The organism is Bradyrhizobium hereditatis, from assembly GCF_020329435.1.
GTDB lineage: Bacteria > Pseudomonadota > Alphaproteobacteria > Rhizobiales > Xanthobacteraceae > Bradyrhizobium > Bradyrhizobium hereditatis.
Genome location: NZ_JAGKJK010000009.1, coordinates 102,124 through 121,999, shown reverse-complemented (window position 1 = coordinate 121,999; position 19,876 = coordinate 102,124). Strand labels below are relative to the sequence as shown.

The 19,876-nt window shown below is 59.1% G+C and carries 21 protein-coding genes and 2 pseudogenes; 7 read left to right on the top strand and 16 right to left on the bottom strand.

All coding sequences use genetic code 11. The features are described 5' to 3' along the window. Window positions 1–43: 43 nt before the first annotated feature. The 3 genes from J6524_RS21770 to J6524_RS21760 form a co-directional block, all read right to left on the bottom strand. Entirely contained in the window at window positions 44–223 is a 180-nt protein-coding gene (locus J6524_RS21770; RefSeq protein WP_225674229.1) for a hypothetical protein, read from the bottom strand. A gap of 138 nt (window positions 224–361) precedes the next feature. Further along, complete coding sequence (locus J6524_RS21765) at window positions 362–1,594, bottom strand: HlyD family secretion protein (RefSeq protein ID WP_225674227.1); 1,233 nt, start codon at window positions 1,592–1,594, stop codon at window positions 362–364. Then, window positions 1,587–2,024: a hypothetical protein gene (locus J6524_RS21760; protein ID WP_225674225.1), complete on the bottom strand. Its 438-nt coding sequence runs from the start codon at window positions 2,022–2,024 to the stop codon at window positions 1,587–1,589. Before J6524_RS21760 ends, J6524_RS21765 begins: the two co-directional genes overlap by 8 nt. A gap of 529 nt (window positions 2,025–2,553) precedes the next feature. Here J6524_RS21760 and J6524_RS21755 point away from each other — a divergent pair. The 3 genes from J6524_RS21755 to J6524_RS21745 all read left to right on the top strand — a co-directional run bounded on the left by J6524_RS21755 (window position 2,554) and on the right by J6524_RS21745 (window position 4,602). Continuing rightward, on the top strand, window positions 2,554–3,240 hold the full coding sequence (locus J6524_RS21755) for a helix-turn-helix domain-containing protein (protein ID WP_225674223.1): 687 nt from the start codon (window positions 2,554–2,556) through the stop codon (window positions 3,238–3,240). Between the two features lie 235 nt (window positions 3,241–3,475). Beyond that, on the top strand, window positions 3,476–4,093 hold the full coding sequence (locus tag J6524_RS21750; RefSeq protein ID WP_312002436.1) for an aldehyde dehydrogenase family protein: 618 nt from the start codon (window positions 3,476–3,478) through the stop codon (window positions 4,091–4,093). Between the two features lie 41 nt (window positions 4,094–4,134). Next, entirely contained in the window at window positions 4,135–4,602 is a 468-nt protein-coding gene (locus tag J6524_RS21745) for a GFA family protein (RefSeq protein WP_225674221.1), read from the top strand. A 256-nt stretch (window positions 4,603–4,858) separates the two neighbouring features. Here J6524_RS21745 and J6524_RS21740 read toward each other — a convergent pair whose 3' ends face one another. The 12 genes and pseudogenes from J6524_RS21740 to J6524_RS21690 form a co-directional block, all read right to left on the bottom strand. After that, window positions 4,859–5,389, bottom strand: coding sequence for a PadR family transcriptional regulator (locus J6524_RS21740; RefSeq protein ID WP_225674220.1), 531 nt, complete (start codon window positions 5,387–5,389; stop codon window positions 4,859–4,861). Window positions 5,390–5,485: 96 nt separating this feature from the next. Then, the gene (locus tag J6524_RS21735) at window positions 5,486–6,205 is read right to left on the bottom strand and encodes an NAD(P)H-dependent oxidoreductase (protein ID WP_225674218.1); all 720 of its coding nucleotides are present in this window, start codon (window positions 6,203–6,205) and stop codon (window positions 5,486–5,488) included. An 11-nt stretch (window positions 6,206–6,216) separates the two neighbouring features. Then, on the bottom strand, window positions 6,217–6,804 hold the full coding sequence (locus J6524_RS21730) for a nuclear transport factor 2 family protein (RefSeq protein WP_225674216.1): 588 nt from the start codon (window positions 6,802–6,804) through the stop codon (window positions 6,217–6,219). Next, window positions 6,741–7,613 carry an SDR family oxidoreductase gene (locus J6524_RS21725; RefSeq protein ID WP_225674214.1) on the bottom strand — a complete coding sequence of 291 codons (873 nt, stop codon included), beginning with the start codon at window positions 7,611–7,613 and terminating at the stop codon, window positions 6,741–6,743. Before J6524_RS21725 ends, J6524_RS21730 begins: the two co-directional genes overlap by 64 nt. 378 nt (window positions 7,614–7,991) lie before the next feature. After that, the gene (locus tag J6524_RS21720; protein ID WP_225674212.1) at window positions 7,992–8,588 is read right to left on the bottom strand and encodes a TetR/AcrR family transcriptional regulator; all 597 of its coding nucleotides are present in this window, start codon (window positions 8,586–8,588) and stop codon (window positions 7,992–7,994) included. Between the two features lie 160 nt (window positions 8,589–8,748). Next, window positions 8,749–9,108 carry an SDR family NAD(P)-dependent oxidoreductase gene (locus J6524_RS21715; RefSeq protein ID WP_225674210.1) on the bottom strand — a complete coding sequence of 120 codons (360 nt, stop codon included), beginning with the start codon at window positions 9,106–9,108 and terminating at the stop codon, window positions 8,749–8,751. 64 nt (window positions 9,109–9,172) lie between these two features. Continuing rightward, window positions 9,173–9,613, bottom strand: a complete 441-nt coding sequence (locus tag J6524_RS37430; protein ID WP_283843338.1) for an enoyl-CoA hydratase-related protein — start codon at window positions 9,611–9,613, stop codon at window positions 9,173–9,175. A 91-nt stretch (window positions 9,614–9,704) separates the two neighbouring features. After that, a pseudogene (locus J6524_RS37425) lies at window positions 9,705–9,857 on the bottom strand (crotonase/enoyl-CoA hydratase family protein); the annotation flags it as partial. A gap of 293 nt (window positions 9,858–10,150) precedes the next feature. Further along, entirely contained in the window at window positions 10,151–11,251 is a 1,101-nt protein-coding gene (locus J6524_RS21705) for an NADH:flavin oxidoreductase (RefSeq protein ID WP_225674631.1), read from the bottom strand. 69 nt (window positions 11,252–11,320) lie between these two features. After that, window positions 11,321–12,521: pseudogene (locus J6524_RS21700) on the bottom strand (ABC transporter substrate-binding protein). 96 nt (window positions 12,522–12,617) lie between these two features. Beyond that, window positions 12,618–14,180 (bottom strand): class I adenylate-forming enzyme family protein, encoded by a 1,563-nt coding sequence (locus J6524_RS21695; RefSeq protein WP_312002435.1) that lies wholly within the window; start codon window positions 14,178–14,180, stop codon window positions 12,618–12,620. Window positions 14,181–14,622: 442 nt separating this feature from the next. Then, entirely contained in the window at window positions 14,623–15,012 is a 390-nt protein-coding gene (locus J6524_RS21690; RefSeq protein ID WP_225674205.1) for a winged helix-turn-helix transcriptional regulator, read from the bottom strand. 492 nt (window positions 15,013–15,504) lie between these two features. On the opposite strand from J6524_RS21690, the gene acuI reads away from it, so the two are divergent. The 4 genes from acuI (at window position 15,505) to J6524_RS21670 (ending at window position 18,969) form a co-directional block, all read left to right on the top strand. After that, window positions 15,505–16,491 carry an acrylyl-CoA reductase (NADPH) gene (gene acuI, locus J6524_RS21685; protein ID WP_225674204.1) on the top strand — a complete coding sequence of 329 codons (987 nt, stop codon included), beginning with the start codon at window positions 15,505–15,507 and terminating at the stop codon, window positions 16,489–16,491. A gap of 94 nt (window positions 16,492–16,585) precedes the next feature. Continuing rightward, entirely contained in the window at window positions 16,586–17,044 is a 459-nt protein-coding gene (locus tag J6524_RS21680) for a DUF2147 domain-containing protein (RefSeq protein WP_225674203.1), read from the top strand. A 46-nt stretch (window positions 17,045–17,090) separates the two neighbouring features. Beyond that, window positions 17,091–17,873: an SDR family oxidoreductase gene (locus tag J6524_RS21675; RefSeq protein ID WP_225674201.1), complete on the top strand. Its 783-nt coding sequence runs from the start codon at window positions 17,091–17,093 to the stop codon at window positions 17,871–17,873. 91 nt (window positions 17,874–17,964) lie between these two features. Further along, entirely contained in the window at window positions 17,965–18,969 is a 1,005-nt protein-coding gene (locus tag J6524_RS21670; RefSeq protein WP_225674199.1) for an NADP-dependent oxidoreductase, read from the top strand. A 3-nt stretch (window positions 18,970–18,972) separates the two neighbouring features. Here the strand turns inward: J6524_RS21670 and J6524_RS21665 are convergent, their stop codons facing one another. After that, window positions 18,973–19,794: an enoyl-CoA hydratase-related protein gene (locus J6524_RS21665; protein ID WP_225674197.1), complete on the bottom strand. Its 822-nt coding sequence runs from the start codon at window positions 19,792–19,794 to the stop codon at window positions 18,973–18,975. Window positions 19,795–19,876 lie beyond the last annotated feature (82 nt).

The following is a 19,876-nucleotide window of genomic DNA, read 5'->3' as shown; positions in this document are numbered from 1 at the left end:
AGGTACGTCTGAGATTTGATAAAGATCAAAGGAATCCCTCCGCTCAGCTCGCGCGCGGCCCTCCCTTCTGCTGCGCTGCAAGGGCGATCGGGCGGTCGCCGATCAGGTTTTCCAGCCGGTGCGCCGCCACGTTCGGTGCGATGGCCTCGCGCGCCTCCTTCTCGGCGGCGGCCTCTTTCCCGCCGCCCTTGCAGCACGCGGTCGATCTCCCCTTCGATCTCATCGGGCTCGGCGAGGCTGCTGCAGACGCGGATGCGCCGGCCCAGCGCATAGAACGCATCTAGATTGCGGCGGGGCTACGCTTGAAGAAAGACGCATTCGCGGAATGCCGAAAGCAGCATTCTCGTACGTCGCTTTCTCCTTAATGCCCGCTCAGCACCAGCGTCTTGATCGGCAGTAGCAACGCCTGGATGCGCAATAGCAGCGCATGCACAAGTCCGGTCGCATCGACGGCATGTAGGGCAAAGCCCTTCAGGGCGCCCGTCTTGGGATCGGCGATCAGATCGTGGTTGCTGGTATAGGCGTTGACGATACAGCTACTGCCGGGAGTCACCCCTTCAAGCCCGCCCTTGTAGAGCGGTTCGAGGAACGCAAGGATCGTCCCCGGCTGCCGGAGACTTTGCGGATCAACCAGTTGCTCGCCGGAGCGCAACTGACCCGCGGCGATATAGTCCTGCACGCCGGTTACCACGAGCGGAATGATCACCCACGGCTTCGAGATGCAGGTCGCTTCTGCGATCATGCCCGGCTTCATGACCTGAGCCTCGATCTGGCCGAAGCCAGCCTGAAGGCTGATCCGACCGGCGCTCTCCGGTATCAAAATGCCGGCGGGCCGCATCAGCTGATTGACGACGTCGCCGGTACGCACGAGAAATTGCTCCACGCGCCCATCGACACCCGCACGAACATAGGTCTTGTCCAGATCGACCTGCGCCTCTGCCATGGCGGCCTCGGCGCTTGCCTTCTCCGCCGGCAGCAGCGTTGAGACCCGCAACGCGGCTGATTCCTTGACGGCACTCGCCGCGTCTACAGTGGCTTGCCGCTGATCGACCACCACCTGCAGCTTCTCGATGTCGCGTTGTGGCACGATGCCGGGATTGCGACGCTGCAGCTCACTCTTCACGTCCAGCTCGTCCCTGGCCTGTTGAAGGGAAGCCTTGGCCTCTCCAATCTGGGCCTCCGCCTTGATGACGTCGGAGCGCGCCGAGATCAGCGCTGCATCGACCTCGGCGATCTTGCGCCTGGCGGTTTCCAGTGCGGCTTGCTGCTTCGAGTTGTCGAGCCGGAAAAGTACATCGCCCTTTTTCACGGCCTGGCTGAAGCCTACATTGACCTCGGCGACGCGACCTGAACCTTCAGGAACAATCGGCACCGTGCGGAAATAGATAGCCGCTGATGTGGTCGAGGGATGGTAATAGAAGATCATCGTGATCAGCCCGATCGTGAGCATCAGGCAGGCCGTGATGCCCCACCTCAGCTCATACCAGACCGAGAAAAAGGTGATCTCCTTGCCGAACCGCTTGCCCTGCACATAGCGGCGGTAGAGATAATCGGGCAGGATCGTCACGAGCGAGCAGATCATCAGCTCAAGCATGGCTGTGCACCTCCTCCTTCGCCGTCGGCTTGGCGCTGGAATGCGGAGCTGGCGTGACCTCGGGCTCGACATCCGGAGCGCCCGGCGCGGCATCGGCGATGCGCTCGACCGATCCGGCAATGCTGCGTAGCGGCGTGCCGAAATCAGGCAGATCGATCATTGCGAGCAACAGGCCCGCGATCCAGAAGATATGCATGTGGGTAAAGAGCGAGATCAGGCCGAGAACGGCGACGATCTCGAACTGCAGCTTGTGCGTCCTGTGCGCCATGCGCTCGGGCAGGCTGTGCAGCTTCCAGTACAGGGTACCGACCCAAAGGACGGTCGCCACAAGGAAGATGCCCATAACCACCATCAGGGTGTCCGACCCGTCGGCGCCGGGAATGAAAAACGGCAGATGATGGGGCGCTGCCGGATGCATCTGTTCGCTCAAATTTCTTCTCTCCTCCACCCGCCTGAACACTCAGCGGCCGTGGCCGCACAGTGCTGGCCATGCTCCATCAATGCTTGATCTGAATCAAGGTACGAGGCAGCGACCGCAGCTCCTCACCTTCCGAGCAAAGATGTATCCATAAGATTGCCCTGCCCAAAATCGACGATGATCCCCAATGCAAAGGAAATTTAGAAGCAAGCGGCCCTGAAAGAGACCCATGCAATCTCGCAGATATCCCTCAAACGAAATGATCCTGATCATGGCGCGCACGGCCAAACGCCTCCGCGGAAGCTAGCACTGGTCAGGATATGGCGGAAACCATTGCAACTGCCTATACCCTATCATGGCAACCATATTGACGTATCCCTCACCTGTCCTTGGGACGGTGGATCGCCCATCGTCGATGAAGAGAAATGGCTTGCGTCGTGAATGACCATTCCAGGAATGCGACAGCTGCGCTACGTTTCGGAGTTGCGAATTTCGAAGGCCACCGCCCAAACGAGTTATCGTTCGAGTAAGGAGATGGTCCATGTTTGTCCACACAAGCACCCCCAGCGCAGTTGAGTTTCCAGGCATTCTCGGAGTGAACTGTCCCGAAGACGGCTCGCTTACCAGAGTCAGTTTGAATGAATTCAGCTACAAGAAGGGATGCGAAATTTTCGGCGAAAAGGAACCGGCCGACTATGTGTATCAAGTCGTAACCGGCGCGGTACGAAGCTACAAGCTGCTCTCCGACGGCCGTCGTCAGATCGGAGCCTTTCATCTTGCCGGCGATATTTTCGGACTTGAGATCGGCACCGACCATCGCTTCACCGCCGAGGCGATCGTCGACACCACCGTCCGGCTGATGAAGCGATGCAGCCTCGAGCGCGTTGCCGAGAGCGATGTGATGGTGGCCCGCAATCTCCTCAGCATGACGACCAAGAACCTCCGGCACGCCGAAGACCATATGTTGCTCCTCGGACGCAAGACGTCGCTCGAGCGTGTCGCGGCCTTCCTGATCGAGATGGACAAGCGATCGACGGCAGCTGGCATTCTCGCACTGCCGATGTGTCGGCGCGATATCGCCGACTATCTCGGACTCACGCTGGAAACGGTGTCACGCGCGTTGTCGCGTTTGCATGATATCGGCGTTCTCGGCTTTATCGGCAACACCCAGCGCCAGATCGTGCTGCTCGATCGCAAGAAGCTGGCTAGCCTCGATCTTCAGCACTGAAGATGCCGGTGTCTCCGAAACTGTACCTCCGCGGTGTGGCCACGAGCGAATATTATTGCATGCGCAGCTAGTGTCATTTTGCTGGGGTCCCCAGCCCTTCCACCAGCGTGCTCAAGGCCGCATCCAAGGGGGCCGATCCCACCTTCTCGGGCACCAAGAGCCCATCGATCGCAAGCATGGTCATGCCGTGGACGAGCCCCCAGCCGGCTGCCGCCTAAGCGACATTGACTCGTTCGTGAAGGCGTATGACCGGAAGGCGGCGTCCTTCTATGCGGACGGGCCGACGAGTGAACACTACACCTCAATCATAAACGAGCGGCACCATGCCCGGCTCCAGGGCCTGATCGAGGATGCTCGCTCCAAGGGAGCGCGGATCATCGAGGTCGGCAACCGGCCCGGTGAGGCGTCTCTGCGCCCCAACACGCTGGCGCCAACGGTCGTCCTCGGCGTCACAGACGAGATGCGCATCGCTCATGAGGAGATCTTCGGCCCGGTCCTGCCGATCTTTCCCTACCGCGACATCGGCGATGCGATTGCCTATGTGAACGCCCGGCCTCGGCCGCTCGCGCTCTATTATTTCGGTGCCGATGATGAAGACCGACGCAGGGTGCTGAGCCGAACAACCTCAGGCAACGTCACGATCAATGGGACGATCATGCACATCGCCCAGGATGACTTGCCGTTCGGCGGCGTCGGGCCCAGCGGCATGGGCGCTTACCATGGGGTCGAGGGCTTCCGTACCCTCAGCCATGCCAAGGGGATCTATGAGCAGGGTCGCTGGAACCTCTCCAATCTTCTGCGCGCGCCCTTCAGACAGCCGATTGATACCATCCTCAACATGATGCTCCGGTGACCAGCACGCCGTCATCAAATCAAGCTCAGGAGTATCAGCACATGACCACCGACACATCGTTGCCGCTCCGCGGCTCATGCGAATGCGGCGCCTGCTCGTTCGAGGTGCATACCTCGCCGAAAGCCAGGTTCCGGTGCCACTGCCTGATCTGCCAGGCGTTCAACAGCAAACCGTTCGCTGATGTGGTCGCCGTTCGCGCCAAGGATGTCGTCCTGAACAACGCCGGCAATATCTCATTCAGGAAATACCGTCCGCCGCCGAACTTCAATCGCGGGGTTTGCCTGACTTGCGGCAAGCCCGTTGTGGAGGTTGCGGGCGTCGGGCCGTTCAAGGTGATGTTCATCCCGGCCAGCAATTTCAAGTTCGAGCCCGAGACCCGGCTGCCGCCGGTTCGGATGGATATATTCTATCACCGCCGTGTGCTGGACATGGCCGATAGCTTGCCCAAATACAGCAGCTACTTCGCGAGCGAGTGGGCAGTCGGGAAAATGATCATGAGTGGCTTGTGAAATGGCTAGTCGATCTATTTGGCGAAGCTTGAACCCATTACTCCCTTGGGCTAGGGCCATGCCGGCGGCAGCTTAGGGATAAGAGAAGGCATGGTCCCCGTCCTCCTTATACGTTTCAGGCTGGCAAGCTGCCCTCCGCCGCGGGATTAGGTCGTCGAGCCGCGCTGGATACCCTTCGCCCAAGGCTGGCAGCCTGACATTATCCGCCTCCTCTTCATAAGGGGCTGGATCTTCATTAAGGGGCTGAATCAGCAGCTCAGGATGCTTTCAGGATTGCAATTGCCTCCTTGCAAACGGCGATACGCTGGGTCTCGAAGTCGATTCCGGCCTTAAGCACGAGCCAACGAAGCTTTTCATCCCGCGTCATTCTCTTTTGCGAGAAATCCCTGGCCTCAATTTCCCGGTAGACCTTGAGCTTTTCCCGGTGTAGCCCGGCAAGTCTCTCCAGCTTTTCAATGAGGCGTGTGGGACCGATGACGGCTTCCGCCCGAAGGCGAACCATCAGCTCATCGCGAATCGGAGACGGGGCCTGCGTCTCCGTAAGCCAACGTCGCAGCTCCTTGAGTCCGGCGGGCAGCACAAGATAAGTCTTCTTGCCGCCTCGCGCGCCGTCGACGAGAGAGCCTTGAACGAAGCCGGCAGCTTCGAGACGGGCAAGCTCCCGGTAAATCTGCTGATGAGTCGCCTGCCAAAAATAGCCGATGGAACGGTCGAAGCGTTCGGCCAGTTCGGATCCGGAACAGGGTCGTTCGATCAATGCGGTCAACAATGCGTGGGGCAACGACATCGGCGAACGATTCTCAACATGGCAGTAGAGCTTGTCGCATCAGCTATGGACGAACTCAACGGCGAAGTGGCCGAACCTCTCGGCCGCCATTGGCTTCTAACGAGCACGGTCGCGCTTTGGCGTAAGCACATCGTCGAAATCTCTGAGCTCAGGAAACTTGAGGATGGGTTGGCGGTCGAGTTCACGCAAATAGACCCGCAGCTCCTGCAGCTGTGTCTGCCTCTCGTGGTCCGTGATATATGGAACATGATAGGCGACAAATGGCTTGTGCACGGTTAGTCCGACATAGCCCAACGTCCCCTGAAAGAAATGGCGCATCATCCCAGTCTCAAGCTCTCCGTGGAGGGCGCCTGGTCCGAACATATTTCGGCGCCCGCCGAGAGCCATTGCAGTAAATGTTCTCTTACCCCTGAGACCACCCAGATCGTAAAACCCCCGGTTGCCGCTATGCATCAGGCCGCACAGCAAGATACGGTCGATCCAGCCTTTAAGAATTGCCGGAACGCTGAACCAGAATACTGGAAAAGTGAAGACGATGAGGTCCGCCGACATTACATTCTCTACTTCGCGAGCAACATCGGAAGCCAGCGTCGAAGTAGTGTAGCCGTGCCGTTGTTCGAGCGTGTACACCAAGTAATCGGGTCGGCTTCTTGAAGTGAAATCGTTCCCGGAGAGAACAGGATTGAAACCGTTGTGATAGAGATCGCAAATGGTGACAATCGCACCCGCGGCCTTCAGTTCGTCGATCACGACATCGCGCATCGCGCTCACAAAAGAGTTCGGCTCAGGGTGCGCATGGACCAGATGAACACGCATCTCATTTCACCTCACTTGAACGAAGGGAGCGCGCCGGAGACGCGCTTCGCCATTTCGGTGGCAAGCGCCTGCGCGGCATTGAGCGGCCGCATCATCACTTCGAACTCGACGATCTTGCCGTCGTCGTCAAAGCGAATGAAATCGATTCCCTTGGCCATCTTGCCGCCAACCTTGGCACTGAATTCGAGAACGACATTCTGGCCATCGGCAGTCGCGGCCTGACGATGGTAGTTGAAATGCTCGAAAATCTGAACCGCGTTGCTCATGACCAGAACCAACGCTTCGACGCTGTGGTAGGAATTGAATGCGATCGGGAAGCGGAAGATCACTTCCGGATGAGTGATCGAGGAAAGGTCGCCAAGATCTTTCCTTGCGATCATAGCGTGCCACTTCTCCAAAGATGCTGCGGCGGCTGGATGAAGATGGAGCAGTCCAGTCATTGTGGTTTCCTCGCCTTTGGAATTGCCGATAGCGTGCTCAGACGCGGCAAGCCGTGTTCCCTGATTGATGGCGCGCTTAGCGGCCAGTTCGACCGCTAACCACGCTTCGCCTTGTCCTTCTCGTTCTGAGCCATGATGGCGTCGCGCGCTGCGGCCCAATCTGAATCCTTCCAGTCGCGCATTTCGTAGAAGTTGCCGCCCATCGCCAGCGCCTGGGCACCGTCCATCACGATGGTCTCGCCGTTGATCCAGTCGCACCCGCCGGAGATCAGAAACGTCGCGAGATTTTGCAACTCGCTCATTTCCCCAAGGCGGCCCATCGGATTCGCGGCGACGGTCCTCGCACCGGCCTCGTCGCCCGGCTTGATGCGCTTGCTCATGCCTTCGGTCGGAATTTCTCCCGGCGCGATGGTGTTGAGGCGGATGCCGTACCTACCCCATTCCGTGGCCAGCGACATGGTCATGGCGTGAATCGCGGATTTGCTCATGGTCGACGGCACCACGTACGGGCCGCCATTACGTATCCATGTCACGGTAATGGAGACAACGTTGCCGCGATGTCCGCCGGCGATCCAGCGTTTGCCGACAGCGTGGGTCACGTAGAACGTGCCGTGCATCACGATATTGGCGATGGCATCGAACCCGCGCGGCGAGAGATCCTGCGTGCGGGAAATGAAATTGCCAGCCGCGTTGTTGATGAGATCCGTGAGGGGACGGTCCTTGAAAGCGGACTCGACCATCGCGTCGACCGCCGCGGCGTCGCGAATGTCCACGGCGTGTGCGGTGACCTTACCGCCATAAAGTTTCATCAACTCGGCGGCGGTCTCCTCGCAAACGCCTTTGCGGCGTCCGCAAATGTGAATCTCTGCGCCGAGGCTGAGAAATTTCGTTGCCATGGCCTTGCCGAGCCCGGTGCCACCGCCGGTCACCAGAATATTGCGGCCTGTGAGAAGCCCGTCGTTGAACATGATGCAATCCTCCGCTGCCGATTTTGTCGCTTAGTTGGTTGGTAATCCGACGTGCATAGAGCCTCGGTCACGGAGCGTGGTGAAGCCGGGTTCAAGCGGCCACAACAATACGGGATAGCTCACGGCCCATCCTCCGTTTTGCAACAAGTTGCAAAAGAATGTAGCTCGGAGTTTTTCTTTTTGCAACAAGTTGCAAAAGATAATTGCAGGCCCCAACTTGCTCGGTGCGTCGACGGTAGGTTGCGCGCCCGGTGGTCCTTTGGCTCGCTTTCAGAGCCGCATCATCGCCAAGGAGCTAACCCGACGCAGAATCGGGAAGAATTCACCCGGCATCAACGTCTCGTCCCGCATTTGCAAGGTATGGTCTCTGCTGGAAGCTTATGGACTCGGAAAGAAATTGGCGGCCTGATTGCGCAGGGCCTGCCGACCGGCTTCCAAAACGGCGTCAGACAGCCGCTTGTCGCCGGCTGCACGCGCGAGCACGATCGAACCGACCATGGTGGCAATTGCGCCGGCGGCAGCCTGCCGTGCATCGGATGAGGGCCTCTTCGGGATCAACCCCGCGATGAAGTCGATCATTTTCTCGAGCCCGGCTGCAAATGTACGCCGCGCCTCCGGGCCTGAGCGTCCGATCTCCGCGGCTAAGGCCGGAAGCGCACAGCCACGGGCCGGATTGTTGCGATGGCGGGGGCTCAGATAGGACTCGGCAACGGCGTCGAATCCTTTCGCGTCGGACAACCCTTGCGTCAAATTCAGCCAGTGGGTGACGGTTTGATCCATGGCCAAGGCGAGCGCTTCGACGACCAAAGCGTCACGTGACTTGAAGTAGGCGTAGAAGCTGCCATGCGTCAGATCAGCGAGCTTCATCAGGTCGACCACACTCAAGGCGTCGGCACCGTTCTGACGCAGACCATAGGAAGCATTTTCGACAATCCGCCTGCGCGTCTGCTGCCCATGGTCTTTCGTGTAACGCATTGCCTGCTCCGAGCTAACCTAGTAAACAGCGAAATGTTAGATGCTTAGAAACGTTAGATGCTTATCGTCATATAAAAACTGAACTCCGCAGAAAGGCGCATATCACCACCAAACCGAAAGCGGCGAGACAGAGAAGTTCAGGAAGACGACAGCACCGAAGTCAGACCGCCATCACCTTGTCCCACGCCTCGATCGGGTGATCCTCGGTCGGCGCGCCCCAGTTTGCGCCCGCGTTGTTCACCAGAATGTCCACCCGGCCGAGCTTCTTGATCGCTTCGTCAGTGAGTCGCTTGACGTCTTCGTCCCTGGAATTGTCCGCTGCGATCCACTCCGCCTTGATGCCGAGACCGGCAAGATGCGCCTGGGCCTTTTCCAGATCCGGCGCCTTGCGAGAGGAAATTACGACCCGCGCCCCTTGCTCACCTAGCGCCTCGGCGATTTGCAGCCCAAGGCCGCGGGAGCCGCCTGTAACAAGAGCATTCTTGCCGGTGAGATCGAATGCCTTCTTGATGCTTCCCATAGTCAGATCCTCAAGCTTTTGGGCGAAGTTCTGCTGCGCGGTTACGTGGGGATCCGCGGAATCCCTATTTGCCGCGGAACACTGCCGAGCGACGTTCCACGAAAGACTGGATGCCTTCTTTCATGTCTTCGCTGCTGAAGACGCGATCCTTGATATTCGGGATGTAATCGATCGCAGCTTTTTCACCGCCCTCGATGTATTTCAGCGCGGCTTCCTTGGTTACCTGAATGCCGATCGGCGCGTTCCTGGCGATCAGATCCGCAATCTCCATTGCGCGGGCGATCTGCCGGCCGGGAGCGACGACTTCCTGAACAAACCCGATTTTGTGCGCCCGGGCCGCATTGAACTCGTCACACAGAAACAAATGATACATCGCATCTCCCCAGCCGGCCCGGGTCAGATAGCGAAAGTGGGCGCCACCGAGCGGTGCGATCCCGCGCTTGGATTCCATCTGGCAGAACCGGGCGTCGTCGGCCGCCACGACAATGTCGCCAGCCAGCATCATTTCGATGCCGATCGTGAAACATATCCCCCTGCACTGCCGTCACAATCGGCTTGCGGCATCGGCTTTTCAGCGCGAACGCATCGATGTTGCCGGCCTTGATCTCGGTATTCTCAGCGTTTGGTCCAAAAAATTTCGGCATATCCAGCCCGGCCGTGAAATCCGGGCCTTCGGCACAGAGCACCCCGACCCAGTAATCGTCCGTTCGATCAAGAAGCGTCATCGCATCCGACATCTGCGCCATCATCTGCGGACTGAAGGAGTTCTTCTTTGCCACGTTGTCGATGATGATCTTGAACACATGCCCGTGCACCTCGGTCCGGATCTGGCCGACTTGGGTTTTCGTCTCGTTCATTTGCTGGTCTCCGAATTGCTTCCAGGCGACTGCGCAACGACATGCAGGCTGCAGCCAATTATTTTTTCCCAGCCAGCTTGGAATGGTCGCCAAAGGATCGGCTACAAAGCATCTGGATAGCCCCCATTCAGTAACGCTAGACCTCGGCCGAGAACCGTCCTAATAATTCTGGGTCGGGTCGCCGTTCAGCTCAGCGCGGCGAACGCGGTCCGTTCGAAAGCCATGAGTTCTTCCGTCCGGCCGTCACGTATCTTCAGCAGCCACTGCGGATCCTGAAGCAGCGCCCGCCCCACCGCGACAAGATCGAACTCCTCGCGATCGAGGCGGCGGATCAACTCGTCGAGGGACGCCGGACGGGAGCTCTCTCCGCCGTATGCGGCGATGAATTCGCCGGTCAGACCGACCGAACCGACCGAAATCGTCGGTACTCCCGTCACTTTCTTCGCCCATCCCGCGAAATTCAAATCGGAGCCATCGAACTCCGGCTCCCAGAAGCGCCGTTGCGAGCAATGCAAAATGTCGACGCCCGCATCGACCAGAGGTTTGAGCCAGGCTTCCAATGCGCGAGGCGTGTCGGCCAGCTTCACTTCGTAGTCCTGCTGCTTCCATTGGCTGATCCGGAGCAATATCGGAAAATCCGGTCCGATCGACGTGCGCACCGCGTGGACAATATCAGCGGCAAACCGGGCCCGGCCGGGCAGGTCCTTGCCTCCATAGGTATCCTCGCGGCGATTGGTACCCTCCCAGAAGAACTGATCGATCAGATAGCCGTGCGCGCCGTGCAATTCGACGGCATCGAATCCCAAACGCTTCGCGGCAAGCGCCGCATCGGCGAAAGCGCGAATGGCGTCTGCGATGTCCTCTTCGCTCATCGGCTCGCCGAACTTCTTCTCCGGTCGCGACAGACCGGACGGACTATCGTAGGCACCGGGAGGAGACCAATCCTGGGCGCGCGTGCGAACGGCTCCGACATGCCATAGCTGCGGCGCCATCAGGCCGCCCGCAGCGTGCACCTCGTCGACCACACGCCGCCAGCCCGCCAGTTCCTTATCGCCATAAAAGCGGGGAACATTCGGATCGTTCAGGGATGCCGGACGATCCACGCCCGTACCCTCCGATATGATGAACCCGACCGCCCCTTCGGCACGGCGGCGGTAGTACCGCGCGACGTCTTCGGTCGGAATTCCGCCCGGAGAGAACGAGCGCGTCATCGGCGCCATCACGACCCGGTTCGGCAAGTTCAGCCCTTTTAACTTGAAAGGCCGGAAGAGTACGTCGCTGGACATTCGCGCTCCTTGATTCAGCTGGTGGCTTTGAGGGCTCAGATCGCCCGCATTGCACTTCAAAAGGCAAGTTCACTCTTGCTCGGCGCTGAGTACGTTTCCGAACTGCTCCCAGGAACTGCCGGTCCAGCGCTGCAACTGAAGCTGCGTGTACGCCATGCTGCTTTCCAGGCCCGTGTTGATCGTAACGCCCGGTACGAGAGTCGGCAGCGACAGCCCGCGTATGCTCCGCGATTGCTTGACGATGTTTTCGCGCGAGAGATCGTCACCGCACTGCTTGAGCACCTGCTCCAGGATCTGTCCCTGCTGCGTACCGAACAGATAGTTGGCATCACCGATGTCGGCACCCGGCAGGTATTTCGCGAAATAGTCGCGGTAACCACTTGATGCCGGGATCATCGGCCCACTTCTTGTCGCCCGGATCCTTGAAGATTGTCGCGGCGACGATGCCCACAGCTTTCTCCGGCCCCGCTGGGACGATAGTTGAAGAGACTGAACTCGACACCAAATTGATCAGGAACAGCGGCTTCCAACCGATCTCGTCAACCTTCTTGATGGCTTGGGCCGCGAATTTCGGCGTGCCGGCGACCAGGAACGCCTCTGCGCCAGACGATTTCAATTTCACCACGTGGGAATCGATCGTCGGCTCGGTCACTTCGTACGAGGACGCTACAACCTTCTTGTCGAAGTCGCCTTTCAGGTAGCCTTTGAATGCATTGACGAAGTCCTTACCCAAATCGTCGTTCTGATAAAGGATCGCAATCTTTGCGTCCGGCCGGGCCTGGGTGATGTACTTCGCGTAGATTCGCCCTTCCGTGTCATAGCTGGGCAGCCCCGTGGTGGTCATCGGAAATTCAACGAAGTTCGTGAATTTGGTGACCCCGCTCACTACGAACAGATGAGGCACTTTCTTCGCGTTGACGTACTTGATGGTGGCGCTGATGCCGGGCGTACCCAGCGGACCGAACAGGAATGCCACCTCGTCGCTTTCGATAAGCTTTCTGGTCTGCTCCACCGTCTTGGGAGGACTGTAAGCATCGTCGTAGGTAATGAGGTTTATCTTGCGGCCGTTGATGCCACCGCGGTCGTTGATCGAATTGATGTAGGCGATCAGACCCTTGCCGGTATTGCTGAGCGGCGATGCGGGACCACTAAACGGGAACGTAGCCCCCACCTTCACTTCGGCGCCGGTGACGCCGGGTGTTTCTGCACGCGCCTGCACGCCGACAATCGTCACGCCGATCGCCGCTGCTAGTATGGACTTCCAGAGCATCGACTTCTCCCTTGTTCGGCGACGGATTGCGTCGCGCACTATTCGTTGAACTTCCCTGCGATCTTCGCGATCGACACCGTTTCTCGCGACGTTGTGTCAGCCCGCGGCTGCCGCATCGGACACCTTCGCAGCCCCTCGCTCGATCGCGATCTCTCGCAGCTTGTGTTTGAGTATCTTGCCGGTGGAGGCCGCGGGCAGAGCGTCGAGCACGATCAGTTCAGTCGGACGCTTGTACGAAGTGAGCTGTTGGGCCGTGTACGTCTTCAGGTCTTCGGCGCTAACTCTGGCGCCGGGGAGAAGCTGCACGAACGCGACGACCTCCTCATTGCCATCAACCGGTCGTCCCACCACAGCTGATTGGACGACTTGCTCGTGCGCGTTCAGAACCGCCTCCACCTCAGCGGGGTAGACGTTGAAGCCGGAGCGGATGATGAGTTCTTTGGTTCGGCCAGCGATGTAGAGATGGCCCTCGCCGTTCACCCGCGCGAGGTCACCCGTGTTGAACCACCCCTGGTCATCGATCGCCGCTGCCGTGAGTTCCGGAGCACGATAGTAGCCGAGCATCACGTTGGGGCCTCGGACGTGCAGTTCGCCTACTTCGCCGGTCGCAACGTTCTTGCCCTGCCTGTTCACGATGCGGTGCTCTATGCCGGGAAGAAAGGGGCCGACCGACTCGTCTGTGACAGGACGTTCTGAGCGGACACCCGATAGGCCCGGCGAACATTCGGTTATGCCGTAGTTGTTCAATAGAGGGATTCCGAATTCGTCCTCGATCCGCTTCTTCAGATCAAGGTCGAGGGGAGCGCCGGCAACGGCCATGACCCGCAGCCTGCCCCGTTCGAGCCGTTGAATGCCCTTGACCGCCTTGTGTTCGAGCAGACGCTGATATGTGGCAGGTACGCCGAACAGGCTTGTAATCCCCTCCTCGGCGATGGCATGGGCCAGCGCAGCGGGATCGGCCCTGGCCACAACATACAATGTGCCGCCGTGCATCAGCGTGGCGATCAACAGGATCGAGTACCCCACGATGTGGGACATCGGCAGCACGCCGTAGATGCGGTCGGCCGGTCCGCTTTGACGAAGGATTCCCGAAGTCTTTGCGGTAAAGAGGAGGTTGCGGTGGCTCAGCATGACTCCCTTCGGAGCACCGGTCGTGCCCGAGGTGTAGAGAAGGCCCGCGACCTGTCGGTCGCCATCCTTCTCGACGGGCTCCGCTTGCGCATCCGCATTGAGAGGACCAATGCCGATTCCACCGAACGGTCCCACAGCATCTATTTTAGCGCCGACGCGGCTGGCGTGATCGGCAGCTTCCTTTGAAAGCGCCGAGTTGAACAGCACGCGTCTGGCGCCGCTGTGCGTCCCGATCAGATCGATTTCCCTGGCAGAGAGGCGGGGATTAACCGCAATGCCCCAAGCATCGAGCTTACTCGCCGCGAAAAGCATCGCCCCGAGAGCCACACTGTTCTCGCTCGCAATCATCACGCGATCGCCGGGCCTGATTCCCAAATTGGAAAGATCCTTCGCGGCGGCGTCGACAGCTTCCGAGAACTGCCGGTAGCTCCACGAACGCCCCCCTTCCACGAACGCCGGATGATCGGGGATGTCCCGCACGAACGGCGCATAGACCTCATGTACCCTGGACGGCAGGCCGTCGAGCAATTCGGCCGCAGTGATATCGTCCACGCTCCTCATGCCATCCTCCTCGCGCCTTTTCTTCCGGGAGCGCTACGCGGCCCCCTTCAAACGGGCAGGTTCGCTCCTTCATGTCGATCGGCAGGTCGAGTAAATAGTTCTAAAATAGAACTGTCAAGTCGGACGACTGTCTATCAATTTTGAGGACGCAGATGCGTCGGTCGTACGCCCCTAATTCCTATTTGGAATTCGATGACACGACGCAAGTCGTTCGGATAAATCGATGGGATAAGGCTCGCTTGTGGCACACGCCTGCGAAAGCGGCAGAGCCGTACCACCTGAAAGCGACAGCTTTCCGGTCATGATAAAGCGCGTCAGCGTTCGACGGGAATCCGAGCCGGCGAAGTGGCGCGACCTTGAGACGTCTCAAGTCGGCCGACGCAGGTTTCCGCGATCACTCATTCAACCGTTACAGGGCGCATGCGTTTAGCTGGCGATCTTCAGGAACGTGGTGTGGCTGAGAGACGCCTTCAATTGAACCGCCATGTTGCTTGCCCCAACTCCGAAGCGAAAGCAGTACGGGCCCGAGGCTCTGGCCGAGCGTAGAGATTTCATATTCCACCTTCGGAGGAATCTGCGGATAGATATGGCGAACGATCACGCCATCGGCCTCCAGCTCACGCAGCTGAAGGGTCAATATCCTCTGCGTGGCGTTAGGGATGGCCCGGGACAGTTCCATGAACCGCTTCTTGCCGGCGAAGAGATGAAACAGGATCAGCGGCTTCCACATGCCGCCAATGACGGAGAGCGTCACTCCGACCGCGCATCCGCTTTTGGCGTCAAACCTTCTTGGACGCATGGTCACCTCCATAAATGATAGTATCAGCTATGACAGCACGAAGGGCACTAGTCTGGGGTCGGTAGAGTGTGAAGCCTATTCCATGGCACCGAAAGTCCCGGTCACACACGCCCCCCGTTGACGTCTTCGGATGTAACCATCGACGCCATTGAACAGCTCTTGATTTTCGCATTCATATCACATGACAACCGTAATACAACAAGTACTACAGCCGCAGACAGTCGCAGGATCTCGACAGAGGGCTCGTCGACAGCCCGCGCCAGATCGACCGGCGGGTGAGCCTCGGCATACCAGGTTGCCCACTCGCGCTTCGGGCACGACGTCGCCATGTCAGGCCCGCTGTCATATCGGCCGAGGCGGCCAGGGCTTCACGCGTTAGAACGCGGCGGGTACCTACATAAATGATAGTATCCGCTTTAATTGTGCCTTCTTGCGATCAAGCGGCGCGACCCTAGGTGCGTGGACAGCGAAACTCCAATTTAGGATATGGCGATGACGTTTAAGGCGCTGCTTGCTGCAAAGACAGGTGAGAAGGTTTCGACCAGCGTGGTCGAAATGAACGAGCAAGATCTCATGCCTGGCGACGTTACGGTTGCTGTCGACTATTCGACCGTGAACTACAAGGATGCGCTGGCCATTAGCGGGCGCGCAGAGATCATCCGCCAATTTCCCCTCATTCCCGGTATCGATCTTGCCGGAACGGTGGAGGCATCCTCTTATCCCGGCATCGCCGTCGGAGACCGCGTCGTCGCCAACAGCTGGGGACTGAGCCAGACCCACCATGGCGGTTACGCCCAGAAAGCGCGGGTCAAAGGCGAGTGGCTCGTGAAGATCCCCGCTCCATTTTCCACGAAGGATGCCATGGCGATCGGCACGGCTGGTTACACCGCGATGCTGTCGGTGCTGGCCCTCGAACATGGCGGCATCACACCGCAGCGTGGCGATATCATCGTAACCGGTGCCAATGGCGGCGTCGGTTCGATCGCGATCGCTCTCCTCGCCGATCTCGGTTATCGCGTCGTTGCATCGACTGGACGTCTTGAAGAAGCCGATTATCTGCGAAGCCTCGGTGCGGCCGATGTCATCGATCGGCGGACGCTTTCGGAGCCCGGGGCTCCTATAGCGCGCGAGCGTTGGGCTGGAGCAGTCGACTCCGTCGGCAGTCATACGCTGGTGAACGTATTGGCGCAGACGCAGTACCGCGGCGTGGTGACGGCGTGCGGCTTGGCTCAGGGTGCCGATCTTCCCGGAACGGTTCTGCCGTTCATCCTGCGCAATGTTACTCTTGCTGGAATCGACTCGGTGAATGCGCCGCAGGAGGCGCGAATCGAGGCATGGTCACGTTTGGCTCGCGATCTGGATGTGAACAAGCTTGCCCGAACCATGCAGGTGGTCGGCCTCGCAGAGGTTCCCGAAGTGGTGCACCAAATGTTCGCGGGGAAGGTCCGGGGCCGCACGGTCGTCGACGTGAATGCATAACCGTGTTTGCGACCCGCTTGGTCATACCTCGACGAGAATCGAACCACGCGGCATCGAAGCAAACAATAGGCCCCACTCCCTGGAGACCATCGTAATGCGTATTCTGAAACAATCAGGCGTTCTCGCGCTCATCCTGACTGCCGCACTCATGTTCTCCGGGGCCCGGGCGGACAATGCCTCACCTGTCGGCTTGTGGAGAAATGTCGATGACATCAGCGGCAAACCGAGAGCGCTTATCCGCATCACGGAATCCAATGGCACCCTGCAGGGGAAGATTGAAAAGGTGTTCCGCGCTCCGTCCGAAGATCGGAATCCGAAATGTGAAAAATGCGAAGGCGCGCTCAAGGACGTGCCGGTAATCGGCTTGGTAATCCTGAGCGGCCTAAAGAAGGATGGCGCCGAATATACCGCCGGCAAAATCCTCGATCCGGACAATGGCAAGGTCTACAGCAGCAAGATCCAACTGACCGACGGCGGCAAGAAGCTCAACGTGCGCGGGTACATTGGCGTGTCAATGCTGGGGCGTTCGCAGATTTGGGAGCGCCAAGAATAAAACGCGTCCTCACTGATCTGCTACGACGCGCATAGGAGCACGAAACATGACTCAATTGCATCAACACGACACTCCACCTTCCGTACAGGACGTTGCAATCATCGTTGGGGGCGGTCCGGGCATCAGCTCAAGTTGCGCCAGGCTGTTCGCCGAAAACGGCATGCGTGTCGGCATCGCAGCCAGGAATCCAGAAAAATCGGTCCTGCAGAATATGGAGAAGACGCACGGCGTGCGCCGATACGCTTGCGATGCCACCGAACCAGCGGCCGTGGAGTTGCTGTTCCAGAACGTCGTTCGAGACCTGGGGGCACCTACGCTTGTCGTGCATAATATCGACGGCCGCGTTCCCGGCATTTTCCGCAAGGGGATTACCGAAGCCGACCCAAGCATGGTGCTCGACACACTTCGTAACTCAGCATTCAGCGCGTACTTGGTGGGTCAGCAGGCTGCTCGACTGATGCGGGAAAACACACCAAGCCCCCGCGGAACGAAAGGAACGATCATCTTCACGAACGCAAGCGCGGCGCTCAAAGGCTTCCCGATGAGCGCTGCCTTTGCAATGGCATGTCATGCCAAGTCCGGACTCGCACAGAGCATGGCAAGGGAATTGATGCCGCAGGGTGTCCACGTGGCAAATGTGCCGATTGACGCCGCGATTGGCTGGACTCAGGAAGACGGTACCCGCGCGCACCGACTGGCGGGAACGACTGTCGACGACAACATGGCTGACCCGGACCGCATCGCCGAAACCTATCTGCATCTGCATCGCCAGCATCGGTCGACGTGGGCATTCGAAGTCGTGCTGCGGCCGTGGGTCGAGAAGTGGTGACTGCGCTCACGGAGCAGAGGTGCGTCGCTCCTGAACGGGAGCGTCAGCATACGCCTGATGCCGCGACCAAACTTCAATTGGAGAAGACATCATGAAGGCATTCGTTGTCGATAAATACAGAAAGAAGGGCGCTCTGCGCCTGGCCGACGTGCCTGAGCCGGAGTTGCGCGACGACGATGTCCTGGTTCGAGTTCATGCAACTGCGGTGAACCTTCTGGACTCCAAGGTCAGGGACGGAGAATTCAAGCTCATACTGCCGTATCGTCCGCCTTTCATTCTGGGGCACGATGTTGCCGGGATAGTCGTCAGGGTCGGCCCCAAGGTCAGGCGGTTCAAGGCCGGCGACAAGGTCTATGCACGGCCGCGCGACCATCGGATCGGGACGTTCGCGGAATTCATTGCCATGAATGAAACCGACGTGGCGCTAAAGCCCGAGAACATCAGCATGGAAGAAGCCGCTACCATCCCGCTGGTGGGGCTGACCGCCTGGCAGGCGCTAGTGGAGGTCGGCAAGCTGAAGCCCCGTCAGAAGGTTTTCATTCAGGCCGGCTCCGGTGGTGTGGGGACTTTTGCCATCCAACTCGCCAAACATCTCGGCGCGACAGTTGCGACGACAACGAGCACGAAAAATGTGGAGCTGGTCAAGAGTCTCGGCGCAGACGTGGTCATCGACTACAAGACGCAGGATTTCGAAAAGATTTTGTCGGGCTACGATCTGGTCCTGCACAGCCAGGACACCAGGACGCTTGAAAAATCTCTGCGCATGCTGAAACCAGGTGGCCTCCTCATCTCGATCTCGGGGCCGCCCGACCCAGAATTCGCCAAGGAACTAAAGTTGAACCTGTTCCTGAAACTGGTGATGCGCGTGCTGAGTCATGGTGTGCGGAAGAAAGCCAAAAGCCTTGGTGTGCACTTCTCATTCCTGTTCATGCGAGCGGAGGGGCAACAGTTGAGCGAGATCGCTTCCCTTATCGAATCCGGCGCAATCCGTCCGATCGTTGACAAGTCTTTCCCGTTTGAGAAGACAGCGGATGCCTTGGCTTACGTCGAGACCGGGCGCGCGAAGGGTAAGGTCGTCATCAGAGTCGGGGAATAAGCTTCACCTGTAACTGGGGACACGTTTCTCGATGAAGGCCTGCACGGCTTCGGTGTGCTCCGCCGTACCCGCCGCAACGACCATCTTCTCGGCCTCGTGATCCAATGACGTCAGGAAGTCAGCCGATAGCGCAAGGTCGAGATTATCCTTGATGGCGGCATAGGCGCTTACCGGACCGTTTGCCAACGTCCTCGCCAAAGCAAATGCTTCGGTTTGCAGTTCAGAATCAGGCACCACGCGATTTACCAGCCCCAGCGCTTCGCAGCGGCGTGCATCGATCCGCTCGGATAAGAGCATCAGTTCGCGGGCACGCGCCGTCCCGGCCAGCCGGGTCAACAGCCACGAAATGCCGTAATCACCGGTGAGCGCAATCCTGGCGTAACCAGTCGTCATGATAGTGGATTCGGCTGCTATACGAATGTCGCAGGCGAGCGCGATCGCAAGCCCGGCGCCAGCCGCCGGTCCCGGCAGGGCCGCGATGGTGGGCTTACGCAGGGAGACAAGCACGCCGGTCAGGGTTCGCTGACGTTCCCGCAATCGCGCAACCTTGTCGCTGAATGACATGGCGGGTGCGGCAGAGTTGCCGCCCATCCCCTTGACGTCACCGCCCGAACAAAAAGCGCTGCCTGCACCGGTAATCAGCAGTGCGCCGACGCCCGAATCGTCACCGTTGCGCTTGATCATCTGGCGCAACGCCGGCGTAAGATGGTCGGACAGCGAATTTCGTGCCTCGGGTCGGTTCAAGGTAATCACGGCGACGCGATCCCGGATCGCACACAGCAGTTCGTCCGTTCCGGTATCAATCGAGATTGATCCATCCGTCATGGTTGTGACCTTTCATGTCCTGCGTCTGGAGAGCTTTAGAACGAGTAAGCGCGTTACCCCGCTATGACTCACCGGCCAGGCG